Source organism: Moellerella wisconsensis ATCC 35017 (assembly GCF_001294465.1).
In the GTDB taxonomy this organism is placed as follows: domain Bacteria; phylum Pseudomonadota; class Gammaproteobacteria; order Enterobacterales; family Enterobacteriaceae; genus Moellerella; species Moellerella wisconsensis.
This window is the reverse complement of the sequence record NZ_LGAA01000002.1, coordinates 1-22,410: the sequence shown is the minus strand read 5'-3', so window position 1 is coordinate 22,410 and position 22,410 is coordinate 1. Positions and strand designations below refer to the sequence as shown.

Here is a 22,410-nt window from a genome sequence, read left to right as displayed (position 1 = left end):
CAAGTGAGGGACCAGTTAGGAATACGCATAACAACGATGGCGATGAAAAAGTTGCTCATAGCGTCGCTGCTCTTTGGCAGCGCCACTGCATACAGTTCAGACGGATTCGTAGTTCAAGACATTCGATTCGAAGGTCTTCAACGCGTCGCCGTTGGTGCAGCATTATTAAATATGCCCGTTAGGGTGGGAGATTCGGTTGATAACGATGATATTGGTCGTTCGATCCGCTCACTTTTTTCGACCGGCAATTTTGAAGATGTTAGGGTCCTGCGTGATGGAAACACGCTGATAGTTCAGGTGAAAGAGCGGCCAACCATCGCAAGTATTACTTTTACAGGCAATAAGTCTGTTAAAGACGACATGCTTAAGCAGAATCTTGAAGCATCCAACGTCCGAGTTGGAGAGGCGCTAGACCGCACAACGCTCTCTAATATCGAAAAAGCTCTGGAAGATTTTTACTACAGTGTGGGTAAATATAACGCCACCGTGCAGGCTGTTGTTACTCCACTACCGCGAAATCGTGTTGATTTAAAACTGGTATTCTCAGAAGGCGTATCAGCTAAAATTCAGCAGATTAACGTTGTTGGTAACAAGGACTTCACGACAGCGGAGTTGGTGAATAAAATCCAACTGCGTGATGATGTTCCTTGGTGGAACGTTGCCGCGGATCAAAAATATCAGAAACAAAAACTCGCGGGAGATTTAGAAACTCTGCGCAGTTTTTATCTTGATCGAGGCTATGCGCGTTTTAATATTGATTCGACGCATGTAAGCCTGACGCCAGATAAAAAAGGCATCTATATCACAATTAACGTGACTGAAGGCGATCAATATAAGATTTCCGATGTCGAAGTTAATGGTGAAACAGCAGGCCATTTAGCTGAAATTAAAGATCTTATTACTATTACTCCGGGTGAACTCTATAATGGTGCGCAAGTCACCAAAATGGAAAACCAGATAAAAGATCTGCTCGGTCGGTATGGCTACGCTTATCCACGCGTAATGACCCAGCCTGAAATTGATGATGAAGGTAAAACGGTTAAACTGCATGTCAATATTGATGCTGGTAATCGTTTCTATGTTCGTCAAATTCGTTTTCAAGGCAATGACACCAGTAAAGATTCGGTGCTACGTCGTGAAATGCGCCAGATGGAAGGTGCATGGCTAGGTAATGATCAGGTTGAATTAGGTAAAGAACGTCTGAATCGTACTGGTTTCTTTGAAACCGTTGATGTTGAAACTCAGCGTATTCCAGGTGTGCCTGATCAGGTCGATGTCATTTATAAAGTTAAAGAGCGTAATACCGGTTCAATGAACTTTGGTGTCGGCTTTGGTACTGAAAGTGGCGTGAGCTTCCAGGTTGGTGTACAGCAAGATAACTGGATGGGTACTGGTAACTCGGTCGGCGTAAGCGCGAGTAAAAATGATTATTCAACTTATGCTGAATTCTCATTTACTGACCCTTACTTCACTGTCAATGGTGTGAGTCTCGGAGGTCGTGTTTTCTATAATGATTTCCGTGCTAAAGATGCTGATTTGTCTGGATATACTAACAAAACTTATGGTTTAGATAGTTTCTTAAGTTTCCCATTCAATGAAAATAACTCATTCCGCCTTGGTGCGGGTTATGTCCATAACTCGTTATCTGATATGCGTCCTCAAGCGGCAATGTGGGATTATTTGCAGTCAGTAGGGCAAAATCCACCGATTAATGCGGATGGAACAAATAAAGAAAGTTATAAAGCGGATGATTTCACGTTGAATCTAGGGTGGACATATAACAACCTAAACCGTGGGTTCTTCCCGACTTCAGGTAATAAAACTAGCTTCTCCGGTAAAATTACCGCTCCGGGATCAGATAATGAGTATTATAAATTACGTTTTGATTCCGCGCAGTATTATCCAATCGACAGCGATGAAACTTGGGTAATATTAGGCCGTGCACAGGCAGGATATGGTGATGGATTTGGCGATAAACAGATGCCTTTCTATGAAAACTTCTATGCCGGTGGGGCGAGCTCTGTCCGTGGTTTCCGTTCAAATAATATCGGCCCGAAAGCGGTGTATTTAGAACGAAAAGGAAATAATGGTTCTGTAACTCCGAAACCAGGCAGCCCATCAGACGATGCGGTCGGTGGTAATGCCATGTATTCGGCGTCACTGGAATTAATTACTCCAACGCCATTCTTGGACGAAAAATATTCTAATACGGTGAGAACCTCAATCTTTGTTGATGCGGGTACAGTATGGGATACCAATTGGAACAGTATTGACGCTAATTGGCGTAAAGATATGCCTGATTACGGAAAAGCCACCAATGTGCGCGTTTCTTCAGGGGTTGCATTGCAATGGATGTCTCCACTCGGTCCTTTGGTCTTCTCATATGCGAAGCCAATTAAAGATTACGAAGGTGACAAATCCGAAGAGTTCCAGTTTAATATCGGTAGAACGTGGTAATTTATTAGAGTCTTCCAGAATATTGCCCTTATGCATCTTGATAACACATTTTGATAAGGGCAATAAAATTTCCAGCCATAAGTATGGGTTAAGGAGTTTAGTGTGAAAAAATTGTTATGTGCGGCAGGTATGAGTTTAGCTTTAGCGATGTCAGCGGGTGCGTATGCGGATAAAGTTGCTGTAGTTAATGTCGGTGAAATTTTCCAAAATATGCCTGCTAGCGACGCAGTTGCTAAACAGCTCGAAAGTGAATTTAAGAGCCGTGGAACCGAACTACAAAATATGGAAAAAGACCTGCAATCACGTGTTGAAAAATTACGTCGTGACGGTGCAACCATGAAACAAAGCGATCGCGAAAAGCAAGAGAAAGACTTAATTGCTAAACGTGACCAATTTGCTGAAAAAGCACAAAAATTTGAAGAAGACAATCGTCGTCGTCATATGGAAGAGCGCAACAAAATACTTGCTCGTATTCAGGCCTCAATTAAAACTATCGCTGCGAAAGAAGGCTACGATGTTGTTATCGATGCAAATGCAGTTGCTTATGCTAAAGATAGCGTAGACATCACTAAACAGGTTCAGAAACAGGTTAAATAAATAGATGTCTTCAATTCGCTTAGCTGATCTAGCGCAGCAGTTGAATGCAGAGTTACACGGTGATGGCGATATCGTCATCACCGGTATCGCGCCAATGTATTCAGCAAATAACCAGCAGATTACTTTTTTATCTGACAGCCGCTATAGCTCAAAATTAGCCGAATGTCAGGCCGCTGCGGTGGTATTAAAAGCCAGTGATCTGTCAGCGTGTAAAGTCGCGGCTTTAGTCGTTGATAATCCTTATCTAGCCTATGCAAAAATGGCGCAGATTCTGGATACAACGCCAGCACCCGCAGAAAATATTCATGCTTCAGCCGTTATCGCTGAAGATGTTAAGCTGGGTAACAATGTTGCTATTGGAGCCAATGCTGTGATTGAAACCGGCGTTGAGCTTGGCGATAACGTAATTATTGGCGCCGGATGTTTTATTGGTAAAGAGACCAAAATAGGTGCGGGTAGTCGTTTATGGGCGAATGTAACTATTTACCATAAGATCGAAATAGGCGAACATTGTTTAATCCATTCGGGGACAATTATTGGTGCCGATGGCTTTGGTTATGCTAATGATCGTGGTAATTGGATAAAAATCCCTCAGTTAGGCACAGTTATTATTGGTGATCGCGTAGAAATCGGTGCCAGCACCACTATCGATCGCGGCGCTCTCGATAATACAATAATCGGTAATGGAGTCATTATTGATAACCAATGCCAAATAGCGCATAACGTTATTATTGGCGACAATACTGCCGTTGCTGGTGGTGTTATTATGGCCGGTAGCCTGAAAATCGGGCGTTATTGTATGATTGGTGGCGCAAGTGTGATTAATGGACATATGGAAATCTGTGATAAAGTTACGGTTACTGGCATGAGCATGGTGATGCGACCTATTACAGAACCTGGTGTATACTCTTCTGGTATTCCATTACAGACTAATAAAGATTGGCGTAAAACAGCGGCTTTAGTCATGAATATTAACGACATGAGTAAGCGCCTTAAAGCTGTTGAACGTACGTTAGACTGCAAAAATCAAAAAGATCAGTAATAATTAACTATTCAGGTTAAAATGACCTGTTGTGTTATCTATTTTCCGGCCTGCCAATCTAGCCCAAGTTTGGGTTAATAGCAGGCCGATTCATTAATAAATTATATTTATAGACAGGAAGAGTATTTCGATGAGTGATAATCATACTCTGAATATAGAAGAGATTTTAGAGCTGCTGCCACACCGTTACCCATTCCTTTTGGTTGATCGTGTATTGGATTTTGAAGAAGGCAAATCTCTGCGTGCAGTGAAAAATGTCTCTTTTAACGAACCTTTTTTCCAAGGCCATTTCCCTGGCAAGCCCATTTTTCCTGGTGTATTAATCCTTGAAGCAATGGCTCAGGCAACAGGTATTTTGGCGTTTAAAAGCGTGGGTAAATTAGAACCGGGTGAATTGTATTATTTTGCTGCAATTGACCATGCTCGTTTTAAACGTCCTGTATTACCTGGGGACCAAATGATCTTGGAAGTTGAGTTTATCAAAGAACGTCGCGGTGTTGCTCGCTTTAAAGGCGTTGCCAAAGTAGATGGAGAAGTGGCTTGCGAAGCTGAGATGATGTGTGCCCGTCGTCGAGAGGTCTAATATGATTGATAAAACTGCCAGCATTCACCCTTCTTCTATTATAGAAGAAGGGGCGATTATCGGCGCCAATGTTCGTATTGGCCCTTTTTGTTATATTGGTTCACAAGTTGAAATTGGTGAAGGGACTGAATTAAAATCCCACATTGTTATCAATGGGATCACTAAAATTGGTCGTGATAACCAAATTTTCCAATTTTCTACCATTGGTGAAATAAACCAAGATTTAAAATATCAAGGTGAACCAACGCGGGTTGAGATTGGTGATAGAAACCGCATTCGTGAAAGCGTCACTATTCATCGTGGCACAGAACAAGGCGGTGGATTAACAAAAATTGGCAACGATAACTTGCTGATGGTTAATGTCCATATTGCTCACGATTGTATTATTGGTAATCGCTGTATTATTGCTAATAACGGCACGCTCGGCGGCCATGTTACCTTAGGTGATTTCGCCATTATTGGCGGAATGACGGCGGTGCATCAATTTTGTCAAATTGGTGCACATGTTATGGTTGGCGGCTGTTCAGGCGTTGCACAGGATGTTCCTCCGTATGTTGTTGCGCAGGGTAACCACGCCACCCCATTTGGATTGAATATCGAGGGGTTGAAACGTCGCGGATTTGATAAAGCTTCGCTGCATGCGATTCGTAATGCTTATAAAGTGTTATATCGTAGTGGTAAATCGTTGGAAGACGCGCGCGTAGAAATCGCTGAAATGGCGAAAACTAACCAACATGTTAACGTGTTTAGTGAGTTTCTTGAAAATTCAGCTGCCTCTAATCGCGGAATTATCCGTTAGTGCTTCATTGATATGGACAGTCAATGCTGTCAGGAATTAAATAAAGGAGATAACTATGGTCAATAGTGGCTCAGCGGTATCACGTCCACTTACCATAGGTATTGTTGCTGGGGAAACTTCTGGCGACATTCTTGGCGCAGGATTAATCCGTGCGTTAAAGCAAAGCGTGCCTGATGCTCGTTTTGTCGGCGTTGCGGGTCCATTGATGGAAGCCGAAGGCTGTGAAGCTTGGTACGAAATGGAAGAGCTTGCAGTGATGGGCGTGGTAGAAGTCGTAGGGCGACTGCCAAGGCTTCTGAGTATTCGAAAAGATCTTACTCGCCGATTTACTGATTTACAACCTGATGTCTTTATTGGTATTGATGCCCCTGATTTTAATCTCACATTGGAAGGTCGTTTAAAAGCCAAAGGGATTAAAACCATTCACTATGTTAGCCCTTCTGTTTGGGCTTGGCGGCAAAAAAGAGTATTCAAAATTGGTAAAGCTACCGATTTAGTGCTGGCATTTTTACCATTTGAAAAAGCATTTTATGACCGTTTTTCCGTACCTTGTCGGTTTATTGGCCATACGATGGCGGATGCTATTCCCTTGCAGCCGGACAAACTGGCCGCTCGTCAGCGGTTAAATATTCCAGCAGATGCGATTTGCTTAGCTATGCTGCCCGGCAGTCGGCATTCCGAAGTGGAGATGCTCAGTGCCGATTTTTTAATAACCGCTCAACGTCTCTATCAGCAACTGGGTCAATTGCATATTATTGTTCCGCTAATTAATCATAAAAGACGTGAACAATTTGAAGCCATTAAACGTGAGGTTGCTCCTGATTTGCCGGTTTCTTTGCTGGATGGTCAGGCTAGAGATGCGATGATTGCCGCAGATGCAACATTATTAGCCTCTGGTACTGCGGCGCTTGAATGCATGCTAGCAAAATGCCCTATGGTTGTCGGCTATCGAATGAAGCCCTTTACTTTTTGGCTAGCTAAAAAATTGATTAAAACGCCTTATGTCTCGTTGCCTAATTTATTGGCTGGGCGTGAGATAGTTAGCGAATTACTACAAGATGAGTGTCAACCTGAAAAACTAGCCCAAAAATTATTACCCCTGTTAGCTGGTGGAGAACAGGTTGATGAGTTGAAACATACGTTTTTGCAATTGCATGAAAAAATTCGTTGTAACGCGGATCAACAAGCAGCAGATGCGGTATTAGAATTGGCAAAAAATTAATGGAATTTGTTTATCCTCAAGCAAATTTAATTGCTGGTGTCGATGAAGTAGGTCGCGGGCCTTTAGTCGGCGCGGTGGTTACTGCGGCGGTGATCCTTGACCCTAATAATCCGATTATCGGGCTTATGGACTCTAAAAAATTGAGTGAAAAGCGCCGAGAAAAGTTATTTATCGAAATTCAAGAAAAAGCGTTAAGCTGGAGTATTGGACGTGCTGAACCGGAAGAAATTGATAATATCAATATCTTGCAAGCGACAATGTTAGCGATGCAAAGAGCGGTAGCTGGTTTATCGATTCAACCGGATTTTGTGTTGATCGATGGTAATCGTTGCCCCGCATTATCTATGCCATCTCAATCTGTTATCAAAGGTGACAGCCTAGTGCAGGAAATAAGCGCTGCATCAATTTTGGCAAAAGTTACGCGTGATAGAGAAATGGTTGTCTTAGATCAACAATATCCTGAGTATGGTTTTGCCAAGCATAAAGGCTATCCAACGGCACTTCATCTTGAAAAACTAGCGCAATATGGTGCGATTGCAGTTCATCGTAAGAGTTTTGCTCCGGTCCGTCGTGCATTAAATATCAAAGAACGGATATAATCACCATGTCAGATCCTCGTTTTATACACCTTCGAGTTCATAGCGACTATTCAATGATTGATGGATTAGCCAAAATTAATCCATTAGTTAAAAAAGCTGCCTCCATGGGCATGCCAGCATTTGCGATTACTGATTTTACTAACTTATGTGGTTTAGTGAAATTTTATGGTTCAGCGCATAGTGCCGGTATAAAACCGATTATTGGTGCAGATTTCTTTGTAGAAAGTGAGATGCTTGGCGATGATATTGCCCATTTAACCGTGTTGGCTCGCAATAATGAAGGCTATCAAAACCTCACATTATTAATTTCCGAAGCCTATCAAAAGGGCTATGGCCCTATTGGACCCACGATCAAACGCGAGTGGTTAGCGAAGTATAAAGAGGGACTGATTCTACTCTCTGGTGGACGGATGGGTGATGTTGGTCAATTTTTACTGCGGGGTAATCAAGCTTTAGTTAATGAGTGTCTTGCATTTTATGAAACGCATTTTCCCGATAACTATTACCTCGAACTTATCCGCACAGGTCGCCCAGATGAAGAGAACTATTTACATGCGGCGATAGAATTAGCCACTTTGCATGGCTTACCTGTTGTCGCGACCAATGATGCACGGTTTATTGCTAGTCACGATTTTGATGCCCATGAAATTCGGGTCGCTATTCATGATGGATTTACTTTATCTGATCCTAAACGTCCGAAAAAATACAGCCCTCAGCAATATTTACGCAGTGAAGCCGAAATGTGCGAACTGTTTGCCGATATTCCCGAAGCACTGGAAAATAGCGTCGAAATTGCTAAGCGTTGTAACGTGACCATCCGCCTCGGCGAATATTTCTTGCCTCAATTTCCAACTGGGGAAATGAAAACTGAAGATTTTCTGGTCATGCGTTCAAAACAAGGACTAGAAGAACGATTAGAGTTTTTGTATCCCGATGAAAAAGAGCGAGCAGAAAAACGACCCCCTTACGATGAACGTTTGGATACTGAATTAACCGTTATTAACCAAATGGGTTTCCCTGGTTACTTCCTGATTGTTATGGAATTTATTCAGTGGTCTAAAGATAACGGCGTACCAGTTGGGCCTGGCCGCGGTTCGGGGGCCGGTTCTTTAGTTGCTTATGCGCTAAAAATTACTGATCTTGATCCGTTAGAATTCGATCTGCTTTTTGAACGTTTTCTTAATCCTGAACGTGTTTCCATGCCTGACTTTGACGTTGATTTCTGTATGGAAAAACGCGATTTAGTGATTGATCACGTTGCCCAAATGTACGGTCGCGATGCGGTTTCGCAAATTATTACCTTCGGTACGATGGCAGCAAAAGCAGTCATTCGCGACGTGGGGCGTGTATTAGGCCACCCATACGGTTTTGTTGATCGTATCTCTAAATTAGTGCCGCCAGATCCCGGAATGACCTTAGAAAAGGCTTTCGAAGCTGAACCTCAATTGCCTGAAATTTACGAAGCAGATGAAGAGGTTAAGGCGCTAATTGATATGGCGCGTAAACTAGAGGGTGTCACACGAAATGCGGGTAAACATGCCGGTGGGGTCGTTATTGCGCCGACTAAAATTACCGATTTTGCACCGCTGTATTGCGATGCCGAAGGTAAAAACCCAGTTACTCAGTTTGATAAAAATGACGTCGAATATGCGGGATTAGTCAAATTTGACTTTCTCGGATTACGTACACTGACGATTATCAACTGGGCGCTAGAGATGATCAATGCGCGCCGAGCTAAACAAAACTTAGAACCTATTGATATTGCTGCTATTCCTCTGCAAGATAAAAAAAGTTTTGATATGCTGCAACGCTCTGAAACTACCGCGGTTTTTCAGTTAGAATCGCGTGGTATGAAGGACTTAATCAAGCGCCTTCGTCCTGATAGTTTTGAAGATATGATTGCGTTAGTGGCGCTTTTTCGTCCCGGTCCTTTGCAATCGGGGATGGTAGATAATTTTATCGACCGAAAACATGGACGTGAAGCTATTTCTTACCCTGATGTTGAATGGCAACATGAGTCCTTGCAGCCTGTTTTAGAACCTACGTATGGCATTATTCTTTACCAAGAACAGGTGATGCAGATTGCACAGGTACTGGCGGGTTATACACTGGGCGGTGCGGATATGCTGCGCCGTGCTATGGGTAAGAAAAAGCCAGAAGAAATGGCTAAACAGCGTTCTATATTTCAAGATGGTGCAATAAAAAACGGTATTGACGGCGAATTGGCAATGAAAATCTTTGACTTGGTGGAGAAATTTGCCGGTTATGGATTTAATAAATCACACTCCGCCGCTTATGCTTTAGTTTCTTATCAGACGCTGTGGCTTAAAGCGCATTATCCGGCTGAATTTATGGCCGCCGTGATGACCGCTGATATGGATAATACCGAGAAAGTGGTCGGTCTCGTCGATGAATGTTGGCGGATGGGTCTAAAAGTATTGCCTCCAGATATAAATAGCGGCCTATATCATTTTCATGTCAATGACCACGGTGAAATCGTGTATGGTATCGGTGCTATTAAAGGGGTCGGAGAAGGTCCGATTGAAGCAATATTAGAAGCCCGTCAAAAAGGCGGACATTTCAAAGAAATTTTTGATCTCTGCGCTCGGGTCGATACAAAAAAATTAAGTCGCCGAGTGATGGAAAAGCTAGTTATGGCGGGCGCTTTTGATCACCTGGGTCCGCATCGTGCGGCACTTATGTCATCTTTAGAAGATGCGCTTAAAGCAGCGGATCAACATGCGAAAGCCGAGGCAATAGGGCAAGGGGATATGTTCGGGGTATTGGCCGATGCGCCTGAGCAAGTTGAACTTTCTTATGCCAGTGTGCCAAAATGGCCGGATCAGGTGGTACTGGATGGTGAGCGCGAAACGCTGGGCCTTTATTTAACGGGTCACCCGATAACAGGTTATTTGCGTGAAATTGAACGCTATACTAATGGCTTAAGGCTGAAAGATGTGAACCCTACCCCTCGTGGTCAAATGACAACTGTGGTAGGTTTAGTACTTTCAGCCAAAGTTATTACCACCAAGCGGGGCAATCGAATCGGTATTTGTACACTCGATGATCGTTCCGGTCGGCTGGATATTATGCTATTTTCAGATGCACTGGAAAAATACCAACATCTACTAGAGCAAGATCGTGTTTTGATTGCTACCGGACAGGTCAGCTTTGATGATTTTAACGGTGGCAATAAAATGACAGTGCGCGAACTCATGGATATCAGCGAAGCCCGTGAGAAATATGCGCGTGGACTCGCAATCTCACTGTCGGACCGGCAAATTGATGACCAATTATTGAACCGTCTTCGCAGCACTCTTGAACCACACCGTTCAGGAACTATTCCGGTTCATTTGTATTATCAGAGGGAAGACGCTAGAGCTAGATTAAAATTTGGCGTTGCTTGGCGTATTACGCCGACCGATACCCTTCTGACTGATCTGCGAACTCTGCTGGGTACTGAGCAGGTAGAATTAGAATTTGACTAAAATAGGAATATTATGAGTCTGGATTTTCTTGATTTTGAACAGCCGATTGCCGAGCTGGAAGCGAAAATTGATTCGCTGACTGCAGTCAGCCGTCAAGATAACAACTTAGAAGTCAATCTCGATGAAGAGGTTGCCCGTTTACGTGAAAAAAGCCTTGAGCTAACCCGTAAAATTTTCTCTGATCTTGGTGCTTGGCAGATTGCTAAACTGGCTCGCCATCCACGTCGCCCATATACTTTGGATTATATCCAACGTATTTTTACTGATTTCCAAGAGTTAGCAGGCGATCGTGCTTATGCTGACGATAAAGCTATTGTTGGTGGTCTAGCGCGTCTCGATGGCCGACCTGTAATGGTTATTGGTCATCAAAAAGGACGTGAAACGAAAGAGAAAATCCGTCGTAATTTTGGTATGCCAGCCCCTGAAGGCTATCGTAAAGCATTGCGTCTGATGGAAATGGCTGAACGCTTTAAATTACCTATTATTACTTTTATTGATACTCCAGGAGCATATCCAGGCGTGGGCGCGGAAGAGCGTGGTCAATCAGAAGCGATTGCTCGTAACTTACGTGAAATGTCTCGTCTTTCCGTTCCAGTTATTTGTACGGTTATTGGTGAGGGCGGCTCTGGTGGTGCATTAGCTATTGGGGTTGGTGATAAAGTTAATATGCTGCAATACAGCACCTATTCGGTTATTTCTCCAGAAGGTTGTGCTTCTATTCTGTGGAAAAGTGCGGATAAAGCGCCTCTGGCCGCAGAAGCAATGGGTATAATTGCCCCGCGTTTAAAAGAATTAAAATTGATTGATAATGTGGTGCCAGAACCTTTGGGCGGTGCTCATCGCAATTATGATGAGATAGCTGCATCATTAAAAGAGCGCCTTGTTGAAGATCTAAATGAATTAGATGAATTTGATACGGAAGCATTAAAAAATCGGCGTTATCAACGTTTGATGGAATATGGTTATTGCTGATCGCATTATTTATCAGTTAAAAGAAAAAGGAGAATGGCATCGTCACTCTCCTTTTTTTATGATTTAAATTTGTCTTGTTGGTGAACAATCAACTCTAATTAATAATAAGGTGCCGATGAAACAATACAGTTATTTAATCTATGCGTTACTTTGTGTGATTATTTGGAGCTTTATTCCGATTGTTTCCCGTTTTGGGCAGACGACGATGGACAACTTTCAATTTTTATTTTGGTCAAATTTGTTTTCGGCGATAGCGGTATTGGCCGTATCACTATGCTCAGGCCGTGGCTGGCGAAGATTATTTATTTTATCGCGTAAAGAGACTCTCCAAGTTTGCGTACTTGGTATACTTGATTGTTTATTCTATTTGTTACTTTATTATGGTTATTCTATTGAGAATGGTATAGCGGTGCTAGTGATCCAATATAGCTGGCCACTAATTATTATTTTACTCTCGATAGTTTTATTAAAAGAACATTTGTATTTACGTCAGTGGCTGGGGGTTATTATTGGTTTCTGTGCGGTTATTATTACCTTTACTCAAGGCAATATTAGTCAATTGCAGATTGAAAATCCTCAAGCCTTATTATTAGTCTTTGGTGGTGCCTTTTGTTTTGCTCTTATGTCGGTATTATCTAAGCAATTTTCTCTTGATGCATATATTAGTACGTTGTGGTTATTTATTTTTTCAACCGCTGCATCGACAGTATTATTAATCTGTTTTAGCAACTTTTCGCTTCCTAATAAATCCGCATTATGGCCAACATTAATTAATGGTATTTTAATTAATGGCGTATCATATATTCTGTGGTTTAAGGCGATGAGCACCGGTCAATCGGCAAAAATAGCTTCTATTGTATTTTTGTCTCCTGTGCTTTCGGTATTATGGCTGGTGGCTATATTTAATGATGCTTTAGTTATCGCGTATGTTATCGGCTTAGCTTTAGTGATTATTTCTGGAATTCTATGCCTTAAATCACCACAGAACGAAACTGATAATAAAATAGCTAAATGAATGAGAAAAATTTAATGAGTCAATTATCAATGCAAATAATAAATACCGTGGAAGAAAAAATAAAGCACCAGCGGCATATTCTGGTTGGCTTTAGTGGTGGCTTAGATTCAACGGTATTACTGCATTGTTTGTATCAGCTCAGAGAACAACGTTATCCTGATTTACAAATTAGAGCATTACACATTCATCATGGCTTAAATCCAAAGGCGGATTATTGGGTACAGCATTGTGAGCAAATTTGTTTAGAGTGGAAAATTCCTTTTATTTGCCGTCGAGTTGAAGTTGATGCGAGTAAAAAGGGGGAAGAAGCAGCGGCTCGAGAAGCACGTTATCAAGCTTATCGTGCTGTTATTTATCCTAATGAAGTAATGGTAACGGCGCAGCATCTGGATGATCAGGCTGAAACATTTATGTTGGCATTAAAACGTGGTAGTGGCCCGGCAGGATTATCCGCAATGCCTGAATCGATGCCATTTATGACGCATGTTGATGTTGAGAGCGGTGAAAAAATAAATAGCCTGTTATTGCGCCCATTATTAACCTTAAGTCGTTCCCAGTTAGATCATTATGCGCAACAGTTTACTTTGTGTTGGATTGAAGATGATAGTAATCAAGACGATCGCTATGACCGTAATTTTTTACGGTTACATGTCATGCCTATATTAAATCAACGCTGGCCACATTTTGCCAGTGCAGCCGCACGCAGTGCTGCATTATGCGCCGAGCAAGAATCCTTGTTAGATGAATTATTAACTAGCGCATTACAAGAGGCGTTAGATTACCAAGGGGGGCTCTCTATTGAGGTATTGCAAACATGTTCAGCCGAGAAGCGTAATGCACTGATCCGCCGGTGGTTTGGTTATCATAATTTAACGATGCCGGGATATCATCAATTACAACGTATTTGGCAGGAGGTGGCATTAGCACGACAAGATGCTGAGCCTATTTTTCAGTTTGGCTCTTATGATATTCGGCGCTACCAAGGTTATTTATGGTTAGTTCGTAGAATGAAATCTTTAGTTAATCAACAGTTTACTTGGGATTATCCCGCGCCACATATTTTACCCAATTCGTTGGGCTGTCTGGTTGTAATGCACGGTAAAGGACAGATCCGTCCGCCTGCAACTGGCGAAGTCGTCAGTATTCGGTTTGGTTTGCAGCAAACAATTAATATTGTGGGTAGAGAGCATTCTCGTCACAGCAAGAAAATCTGGCAAGAGCTCGGAGTCGCGCCGTGGATGAGGGCGCGTACGCCATTAATTTACTATAATGAACAGCTAATTACTGCGGTAGGTTGTTTTGTTACTCGCCAAGGATTAGTTGATGAAGGAAAGCAGGGAATCGCTATTCATTGGGATAGAAACGATTAACGCATGAATTGGAACCCCTTATAAAGATCATTAATTATAAGGGGGAGAAGAGATATCTCTCGTTGAGACGAGCAGATGACTAGTGGGAGTGATCGATAACAATGGTACCGATCTCAGGGTGGCTGAATGTATTGATGTGATCAAGGCGTAATTCTTTCGCACCTTCAGGTGTACCCACGATCAAGTACTCTACTTTCTTGCGCGTGACGAGATCTTCTGCTTGTACTTCAATTTCACTGCCATCTTGCAATTGGATTTGCAATTTTAGTCGGCGCTGACAAGCTAATTCCAAGTACTCGTAATCATCACAATTGATTGGTTGATATTCAGTATCTGTAGACATAATCCCTCACCACTATGTATGTTAGTGGCGGTTTTTCCGCCGATGATTATTTTGTCACTAAACCCATTTGTCACGAAACTCATTACCCGTTAACCTAAATCGGGTTTTCAATATCATAGCACAGTAATTTTAACAATAATAAGTGCCCCTTAGCTTTTAACATTTTTGTTGAGTATCATTTAATCATTTCTATTATTATAATCTATACTATACTCAGTAAAATCTGAAATCTGACTATACTCACCCTTTTTTATAGAATAAAGTGCTATGATGTTTTATAAAAGATTAACTGTATGAAAGCATTCAAAATCTAAGGGGAAACCGATGAATAAAAAACTCTTAATGGTATTAGCTGCGGCCGGTGTCATCACGCTTGCGGGATGTCAAAATAGTACCACAGCGCCAGAAGTTCGTTATATCGATCGAGCGTTTACCGGGGTGCTTCCTTGTGCGGATTGTTCGGGCATAGAAACCACGATTTTATTTAATCAAGATGGTAGCTATGTAGAAGAGCTGACATATCTTGGTACTCGCGATGGTGATCAAACTATGTTTGAAACGGGTAGCTGGGCAAAAGATGGTGATAAACTACGTTTAACCAATACCCAAGGTGAGCGTTCATATTTTTCACCTTCAGCAGATGATAAATCCGTCACTATGCTAGACAGTGATGGTAATGCGATTGAATCCCAATTTGATTACACGCTAAAGCAAGTGACTCCAAGTAAAAAAATAGGTGAGTATCACTATATGGCTGATGCTGCCACATTTATTGAATGTGGTACTAAGCGTAATTATGCGGCTAGCGGTATTGAATTAGAAAAAAATTATGGTGCGACAGGGGTTAACGGTGGTACACCTGTCTATGCTGAAATTGAAGGTTATTACACTATTCGTCCTTCAATGGAAGATGGTTTATTTGATCCCGCGTTAGTGCAAACGGGCAGCATATTGTTTAACAAAGAGAAATCTTGCCCAACTAAATAACGTATATTTAAATAGATTGAATTAAAAAAGCCCGGCTTGATATTAAGTCGGGCTTTTTAGTCGATAACTTGCTATTTAGCAACTCACTGATTATTGATTTAACTTGCCTTTCAGGAAGCTAACAACATTGTCTAAAGCGACCAGTGATTTTTCTTCACTACGGCGAGCTTTAAACTCAACTTGCCCATTGTCTAAGTTTCTATCACCAATAACGATAGTATATGGCACGCCAATTAATTCCATATCAGCAAACATCACGCCTGGGCGCTCTTTACGATCGTCAAAAATAACTTCTAGACCACTAGCTTTGAGATCAGCATACAGTTTTTCAGCCACTTCTTTAACACGATAAGATTTATGCATATTCATTGGCAAAATTGCGATTTGGAAAGGTGCAATTGAATCTGGCCAAACAATACCGCGCGCATCATGACTTTGTTCAATTGCGGCAGCAACAATACGTGTTATCCCGATACCGTAACAGCCCATAGTGACGATTTGATTATGACCTTCTTCATTCTGAACTGATGCTTTCATCGCTTCAGAATATTTGGTGCCTAATTGGAAGATATGGCCGACTTCGATACCCCGTTTAATTAACAGTGTACCTTTTCCGTCTGGGCTAGGATCGCCGTTAACCACATTGCGTAAATCAAAGATCTCAGGGATCGGCAAATCTCTTTCCCAGTTAATACCGAAATAGTGTTTACCATCGATATTTGCACCGGCGCCAAAATCACTCATGACAGCAACACTGCGGTCAATCACGATAGGGAGAGGCAGATTGATCGGACCTAAAGAACCCGGGCCTGCATTGACAACTGCACGAATTTCTTCTTCAGAAGCAAAGACTAATGGGCTAGCAACCAGTGGATGTTTTTCAGCTTTAATCTCATTTAGCTCATGGTCGCCACGAACTAATAATGCGACGAGAGTGTGTCCACTTTGTTCTGCGGCATGCACAATAAGAGTTTTAACAGTTTTTTCAATGGCTAAATCAAATTGCTCAACTAATTCAGCAATAGTTTTCGCATTAGGAGTATCAACCAGAGTAAGCTCTTCAGATGGTGCGCTTCTTGGTGTCGTCGGAGCAATTGCTTCAGCAAATTCAATATTAGCAGCATAATCAGATTCAGTTGAAAAAACGATATCATCTTCGCCGCTATCTGCTAATACTTGGAATTCGTGCGATGCACTGCCACCAATAGACCCGGTATCAGCTTGTACCGCTCTGAAATCAAACCCAATACGGCTAAAAATTTTACTATAGGCTTGGTACATTGCATCATAGGTTTCTTGCAATGATTGCTGATTAACATGAAAAGAATAAGCATCTTTCATGATAAATTCACGTGAACGCATTACGCCAAAACGTGGGCGGACTTCGTCACGGAATTTAGTCTGAATTTGGAAAACATTCAGCGGCAATTGTTTGTATGAGGTGATTTCATTACGGATCAAATCAGTAATGACTTCTTCGTGGGTTGGGCCGAGAACAAAAGGGCGTTCGCCACGATCAACAAAACGTAATAATTCGGGGCCATATTGCTCCCAGCGACCGCTTTCTTGCCATAAATCAGCAGGCTGAACTACGGGAAGAGAAACTTCGATCGCACCGGCATTTTCCATTTCTTCACGTACGATCTTTTCGACCTTACGCAAAACACGGACTCCAGTAGGTAACCAGTCATAAAGACCAGAAGCAAGTTTACGGATCATGCCTGCACGTAGCATTAGCTGGTGGCTAATAACTTCAGCATCAGCAGGCGTCTCTTTTAGAGTTGAGAGCAAATATTGGCTTGTACGCATTGTTAAGGTTCCATTAGAACAACAAATCACGGCAAACTGAAAAAATATCAGTCTGTCAAAATAACGTTATGCTGCTAAAGCAGCACGATAAAAAGCTAGTCTACCAGTGACTGAGGATTGCCAAAAGAGGAAAACCACTTTTTAGCGCAGGTCAACCGCGAAGACTTCAGTTATATTATTTACTATTCGCCAGCAAACATTAAAATCTAGCAGATGAACCGCATAATCACGGTTTTCGCAAGATTGCTTTTTGTACGCTGGACGGGGATCTTGTGCCAAAACTTGACTGATAAAGCGAGCAAGTTGCGGATATTTGGCTTGATACTGGGTAAGTTGTGCCGATGCCTGTGATGTAAAAATCACTTCCATATCATTCGCGGGAGCCGACTGGGCAAAACCTGCTTTGGCCTCAGGGTGGGATTCAGCAAAGGGTAAGTAAGGTTTAATATCAATAACGGGTGTTCCATCGACTAAATCTAGGCTGCCCAGTTCGAGAGTAACGCTATTCTTTTCAATAGTCACGCCTTTGAGTTCAATCAATGACATACCGATAGGATTCGGCCTGAATGTCGAACGTGTTGCAAAAACACCGATTTTAGCGTTTCCACCTAAACGTGGAGGACGAACTAGCGGTTTCCATCCTCCCGATGCGGTTTGATGAAAAACAAAAATCACCCAAATATAGCTAAATTGTTCTAATCCACGCACGCTATCCGGATGACTAAACGGAGAGTGAAGTACTAAGCGTCCGCCTCCATCCTGAACCAGACCAGGCTGACGAGGGATGGCAAATTTTTCTTTATAAGGCGATTCAATATGACCAATCACCTCAAATTGAACAGTATTCATAATGTTAGTTTATAATCTGTAATGCACTACCTTCACAGATAGCCGCTTGATAACAGCCTACGGCTGACATCGTTTGGCATTGATGCAGCAATACAGCATCAGCCGCAATATAAGCCGCTTTATTTAGCATTTGAATTTGCGCCAATTTAATATTAGTTGGCGGACTTTGTACTGTTTCACGGCAAGTTTGTCCAGAGACAACACCTAAATCTTTGAATGGTTTCCCTAATAGTTCATCTGGGCTAGAAAATAATTTAACCGTAGGAGATTTTGGTATCGCTACTCGAGTCTGTGGTTTGGTTAGTTTCATATCAGTGAAATCAGGTTGGCTATTTTTATGCATATATTGATTTATTCCGCAGCCAGATAAACTTAATGCTGTGAGAGCTAATAGTAGCGTTCTCATAAATAGTGTTTCCTCTAAATAGGGAAATGATTGTTGGTAGTTGTTAGTGTATTTATATAATTATTCTAAATTGGAATGAAATTAATAAAAAATGCTAGGCAGAGGAAATAGCCCGCCTAGCATTCTAATATTATTTTAATCAATAAAAAAGATTACCAACCTTTAACAGCACCACCATCAAACACTTTGTTTGCTGCATTAGATACTTCATCTGATTGATAAGCTTGAATAAATTTCTTCACATTCTCGCTATCTTTATTATCTTCACGAGTAACAATAACATTCACATAAGGAGAGTCTTTGTCTTCAACAAATAAACCGTCTCTTTCAGGAGTTAATTTAGGTGTAGCGCTACTCGCCCAAGTAGTGTTGATAATTGCTAATGCAATTTTTTGATCATCTAAAGCACGAGGTAATTGCGGTGCTTCTAATTCTACAAATTTCAGATTTTTTGGATTTTCAGTAACATCTAAAACAGTAGGTAATAGGCCAACACCCTCTTTTAAAGTAATTAACCCTTGTTTTTCTAGCAATAATAATGAACGACCAAGGTTTGTTGGGTCATTTGGAATAGCAACTTGTGCTCCATCCGCTAACTCATCAACAGATTTAATTTGTTTAGAATACGCCGCAATTGGATAAATGAAGGTATTTCCAACCGGGACTAATTTGTAATTACGATCTTTAATTTGTTGATCAAGATATGGTTTATGCTGGAATGCATTGGCATCAATGTCTCCTTTGCTTAGAGCTTCGTTAGGTAATACGAAATCATTGAAGGCAACGAGTTCAACATTTAGGCCATAATTCTCTTTCGCTACTTTTTGTGCCACTTCAGCAACTTCTAACTCTTTGCCCATAATAACACCAACTTTGATGCTGTTTGGATCTTGTTGCTTTTCGCCACAACCAGTAAGAGCCAATGTTCCTAATAGCGCGCCAACAACTGCAATAGATTTTAACTTAATAGACATATTTATTTACCCCTTTGGAGACTGACTTTATAAGCACCTATATTCGGCATTTGCTAAGTGGCAAGATAAACGATTATCTATTTTGCGGTTATTGTCATGCCTCGAATATTTTGAGGCAGAATATTACTGCGTGTTACCACTGTTACTTATGCTGGCTATAAATGGCGCTGCTATTTATATTTAATGTTACTTATGATTAAAAATACACCATTATTTACGTGATACTCGTTTCATTAAGAGTCCACCGGTGAACTGAATAATGAAGACTAAAATAATAAGTAATACAAGTACGGTGTTCATTACTGCAGGATTATAGGTGTAGTAACCATATTGCATTGCAATCTGACCTAGTCCCCCGGAACCAACGGCACCACCCATGGCTGAATAACCAACCAACATAATCAGAGTAATCGTTGCTGCATTGATTAAACCTGACAATGATTCTGGTAACAGAATTTTGGTAATAATCTGGATTGGTGTAGCGCCCATGGAACGTGAAGCTTCAATAAGACCGCTTGGTATCTCTAATAAGGTATTTTCAACCATACGGGCAATAAACGGTGCCGCACCAATAGTTAAAGGAACAATCGCGGCTTGCATACCAATTGATGTCCCCACTAACAATTTAGTGAATGGAATAATCCATACCAGTAAAATGATAAATGGAATAGAACGGAAAATATTAACTACCGCAGAAACAATCCGGTAAATACTGGTATTTTCCATCACTTGCCCAGGACGAGTGATATAAAGCAGAATACCGATCGGTAATCCCAACACAAATCCTAAAATACCCGAAACAAAGGTCATAATGATCGTGTCGATGGTTCCGCTAATTAATAGTGCAATCATTTTCTCAGACATAACCTAGGACCTCTACTTTGACATGATGCTCAGTTAAAAAATCAATGGTTGATTCAATACCATCATTTACGCCGTGTATTTCAGCTAACATTACGCCAAATTTCACACCGCCGGCATAATCAATCTGCGAGCTTAATATATTGATATCGATATCAAATTTACGTACTACCATTGAAATTAATGGTGCATCAACCGACTGACCGGTAAATTCGAGTTTTAATAATGGTGACAAATTCGGTCCAGAAACTGACTGTAAACGTTCTTTGTAATCCTCAGGAATATCAACAACCAACGTTGATTTAATAAAATCCTGAGCAATAGGGGTTTTAGGGTGAGAAAATACGGCACTCACACTATCTTGTTCGATTAATTTACCGTCACTTATCACAGCGACTTGATCACAGATACGTTTTACAACGTCCATTTCGTGCGTAATAAGAAGGATCGTTAAGCCTAAACGACGATTTATATCTTTTAATAGCTCTAAAATTGAGCGTGTCGTTGCGGGGTCTAATGCACTTGTCGCTTCATCACATAATAAAACTTGTGGAGAATTAGCGAGTGCGCGAGCGATAGCGACACGCTGTTTTTGTCCACCGGATAAATTGGCGGGATAAGCATCTTTCTTATCTGATAAACCTACCAATTCCAATAATTCTAAAACACGTTTTTTAATATCTTCTTTGGGCATATTATCTAACTCAAGCGGTAATGCCACGTTACCAAATACGTTACGCGAAGATAATAAGTTAAAGTGCTGGAAAATCATCCCAATACTGCGGCGTGCGCGAGTCAGTGCTTTCTCTGAAAGTGACGTTAAATTTTGACCGCCAACAATAACTTCACCAGAAGTCGGGCGTTCAAGCATATTAACACAGCGAATTAGGGTGCTTTTCCCCGCACCAGAGGTACCAATGACCCCATAAACTTGCCCGGCAGGTACATGTAGGCTGATATCAGTCAGCGCCTGTATGCTGCGGCTTCCTTGTTGGAAGACTTTATTAATGTTAGATAATTTTATCATTTATTTCTTCTAAATATAAAAGCCATGGGTTAAAAACACTCATTAAGATAATCATGGATGTTAAGGCGTCTAGACGTCTAAGTCAATAAAGATTGTTTCTTTTATTTGATTCTCATTTATTTTCATTTCATGAGATACTAGTTTGAATTTAATTTTTAGGAGTATTCAGGTGAACCAAGGTATCCCCGCTATTTTTTTAGACAGAGACGGCACTATTAATATAGATCACGGATTTGTTCATGAAATCGATAAGTTTGAATTTATCGATGGCGCTATAGAAGCAATGATTGAACTGAAAAAAATGGGCTACGCACTAGTGATTGTGACTAATCAATCAGGTATTGGAAGAGGCATCTATTCAGAAGATCAGTTCCTCCATCTATCAGAATGGATGGATTGGTCATTAGCAGACCGTGGTATCGATTTAGATGGTCTTTATTATTGCCCTCATCATCCTGAAGCAGAAATAGAAGAATACCGTATAGAATGTGATTGCCGCAAACCAAAAGCTGGTATGTTAATAGAAGCACAAGCGCATTTAGCTATAGATATGTCTTCTTCTATTATGGTCGGTGATAAATTAGCTGATATTCAAGCGGGTCAAGCAGCTAAAGTGGGGATGAATATTTTAGTTCGCAGTGGACAAGCGATTACTCCAGAGGCTGAAGCTCAAGCGGATATAGTGATTGATAGCATTGCGAAGCTACCCGAGATACTTAAAAACCTCAAAAAATAATCATTTTGAGCGTAAAAGCAGCGAACAGTAAATTAATTCAAAAAAACAGTTGCCAGAAAAATCTCAGCCCCTATAATGCGCTCCGTTGTCACGACAAACCGGCCGAACGGTTGAGTTTGAAAGTTCCAAAGCGTAGTAAGCGCCTTGAAAAACAGCGGGATGATTGAGGTGATGGTCAAAGTAGTTCGGAAAGAAAGTTGAAAATAAATACTTGACTTCCTGAATGAAAAGAGTAATATACGCCACCTCGCAGCAAGAACCTTAACGAGTTATC

20 protein-coding genes are annotated in these 22,410 nt (G+C 41.3%); 13 read left to right on the top strand and 7 right to left on the bottom strand.

Annotation, left to right across the window (positions count from 1 at the left end; genetic code table 11):
* Positions 1-36 precede the first annotated feature (36 nt).
* From bamA to tilS, 11 genes are all read left to right on the top strand, one after another.
* Positions 37-2,457, top strand: a complete 2,421-nt coding sequence (gene bamA, locus M992_RS00235) for an outer membrane protein assembly factor BamA (protein WP_053906892.1) — start codon at positions 37-39, stop codon at positions 2,455-2,457.
* Positions 2,458-2,559: 102 nt separating this feature from the next.
* On the top strand, positions 2,560-3,054 hold the full coding sequence (gene skp, locus M992_RS00230) for a molecular chaperone Skp (protein WP_053906891.1): 495 nt from the start codon (positions 2,560-2,562) through the stop codon (positions 3,052-3,054).
* Positions 3,055-3,058: 4 nt separating this feature from the next.
* Positions 3,059-4,096, top strand: a complete 1,038-nt coding sequence (gene lpxD, locus M992_RS00225) for a UDP-3-O-(3-hydroxymyristoyl)glucosamine N-acyltransferase (protein WP_053906890.1) — start codon at positions 3,059-3,061, stop codon at positions 4,094-4,096.
* Positions 4,097-4,226: 130 nt separating this feature from the next.
* Entirely contained in the window at positions 4,227-4,679 is a 453-nt protein-coding gene (fabZ, locus tag M992_RS00220; RefSeq protein ID WP_047255106.1) for a 3-hydroxyacyl-ACP dehydratase FabZ, read from the top strand.
* A gap of 1 nt (position 4,680) precedes the next feature.
* Complete coding sequence (gene lpxA, locus M992_RS00215) at positions 4,681-5,478, top strand: acyl-ACP--UDP-N-acetylglucosamine O-acyltransferase (RefSeq protein WP_053906889.1); 798 nt, start codon at positions 4,681-4,683, stop codon at positions 5,476-5,478.
* Between the two features lie 55 nt (positions 5,479-5,533).
* Positions 5,534-6,700 (top strand): lipid-A-disaccharide synthase, encoded by a 1,167-nt coding sequence (lpxB, locus tag M992_RS00210; protein ID WP_053906888.1) that lies wholly within the window; start codon positions 5,534-5,536, stop codon positions 6,698-6,700.
* On the top strand, positions 6,700-7,299 hold the full coding sequence (rnhB, locus tag M992_RS00205; protein WP_053906887.1) for a ribonuclease HII: 600 nt from the start codon (positions 6,700-6,702) through the stop codon (positions 7,297-7,299). The genes lpxB and rnhB overlap by 1 nt, the downstream gene beginning before the upstream one ends.
* A gap of 5 nt (positions 7,300-7,304) precedes the next feature.
* Entirely contained in the window at positions 7,305-10,787 is a 3,483-nt protein-coding gene (dnaE, locus tag M992_RS00200) for a DNA polymerase III subunit alpha (protein ID WP_053906886.1), read from the top strand.
* A gap of 12 nt (positions 10,788-10,799) precedes the next feature.
* Positions 10,800-11,759 (top strand): acetyl-CoA carboxylase carboxyl transferase subunit alpha, encoded by a 960-nt coding sequence (accA, locus tag M992_RS00195; protein ID WP_053906885.1) that lies wholly within the window; start codon positions 10,800-10,802, stop codon positions 11,757-11,759.
* Between the two features lie 115 nt (positions 11,760-11,874).
* The gene (locus M992_RS00190; protein WP_053906884.1) at positions 11,875-12,774 is read left to right on the top strand and encodes a DMT family transporter; all 900 of its coding nucleotides are present in this window, start codon (positions 11,875-11,877) and stop codon (positions 12,772-12,774) included.
* Between the two features lie 14 nt (positions 12,775-12,788).
* Complete coding sequence (gene tilS, locus M992_RS00185) at positions 12,789-14,144, top strand: tRNA lysidine(34) synthetase TilS (protein ID WP_053906883.1); 1,356 nt, start codon at positions 12,789-12,791, stop codon at positions 14,142-14,144.
* A 79-nt stretch (positions 14,145-14,223) separates the two neighbouring features.
* Here the strand turns inward: tilS and rof are convergent, their stop codons facing one another.
* Positions 14,224-14,487, bottom strand: coding sequence for a Rho-binding antiterminator (gene rof, locus M992_RS00180; RefSeq protein WP_047255099.1), 264 nt, complete (start codon positions 14,485-14,487; stop codon positions 14,224-14,226).
* Between the two features lie 324 nt (positions 14,488-14,811).
* Here rof and nlpE point away from each other — a divergent pair, with 324 nt between their 5' ends.
* On the top strand, positions 14,812-15,474 hold the full coding sequence (nlpE, locus tag M992_RS00175) for an envelope stress response activation lipoprotein NlpE (RefSeq protein WP_053906882.1): 663 nt from the start codon (positions 14,812-14,814) through the stop codon (positions 15,472-15,474).
* A gap of 90 nt (positions 15,475-15,564) precedes the next feature.
* Here the strand turns inward: nlpE and proS are convergent, their stop codons facing one another.
* From proS to metN, 6 genes are all read right to left on the bottom strand, one after another.
* Positions 15,565-17,283 (bottom strand): proline--tRNA ligase, encoded by a 1,719-nt coding sequence (gene proS / locus M992_RS00170; protein ID WP_053906881.1) that lies wholly within the window; start codon positions 17,281-17,283, stop codon positions 15,565-15,567.
* Positions 17,284-17,424: 141 nt separating this feature from the next.
* The gene (tsaA, locus tag M992_RS00165) at positions 17,425-18,132 is read right to left on the bottom strand and encodes a tRNA (N6-threonylcarbamoyladenosine(37)-N6)-methyltransferase TrmO (protein ID WP_053906880.1); all 708 of its coding nucleotides are present in this window, start codon (positions 18,130-18,132) and stop codon (positions 17,425-17,427) included.
* Positions 18,133-18,136: 4 nt separating this feature from the next.
* The gene (gene rcsF, locus M992_RS00160; protein ID WP_053906879.1) at positions 18,137-18,538 is read right to left on the bottom strand and encodes an Rcs stress response system protein RcsF; all 402 of its coding nucleotides are present in this window, start codon (positions 18,536-18,538) and stop codon (positions 18,137-18,139) included.
* A gap of 152 nt (positions 18,539-18,690) precedes the next feature.
* Positions 18,691-19,512, bottom strand: a complete 822-nt coding sequence (locus M992_RS00155; protein WP_053906878.1) for a MetQ/NlpA family lipoprotein — start codon at positions 19,510-19,512, stop codon at positions 18,691-18,693.
* A gap of 210 nt (positions 19,513-19,722) precedes the next feature.
* Positions 19,723-20,376: a methionine ABC transporter permease MetI gene (gene metI, locus M992_RS00150; RefSeq protein ID WP_053906877.1), complete on the bottom strand. Its 654-nt coding sequence runs from the start codon at positions 20,374-20,376 to the stop codon at positions 19,723-19,725.
* Positions 20,369-21,400 (bottom strand): methionine ABC transporter ATP-binding protein MetN, encoded by a 1,032-nt coding sequence (metN, locus tag M992_RS00145; RefSeq protein ID WP_053906876.1) that lies wholly within the window; start codon positions 21,398-21,400, stop codon positions 20,369-20,371. Before metN ends, metI begins: the two co-directional genes overlap by 8 nt.
* A gap of 169 nt (positions 21,401-21,569) precedes the next feature.
* Here metN and gmhB point away from each other — a divergent pair, with 169 nt between their 5' ends.
* Positions 21,570-22,136 carry a D-glycero-beta-D-manno-heptose 1,7-bisphosphate 7-phosphatase gene (gene gmhB / locus M992_RS00140; protein ID WP_053906875.1) on the top strand — a complete coding sequence of 189 codons (567 nt, stop codon included), beginning with the start codon at positions 21,570-21,572 and terminating at the stop codon, positions 22,134-22,136.
* The last annotated feature ends 274 nt before the right edge of the window (positions 22,137-22,410 follow it).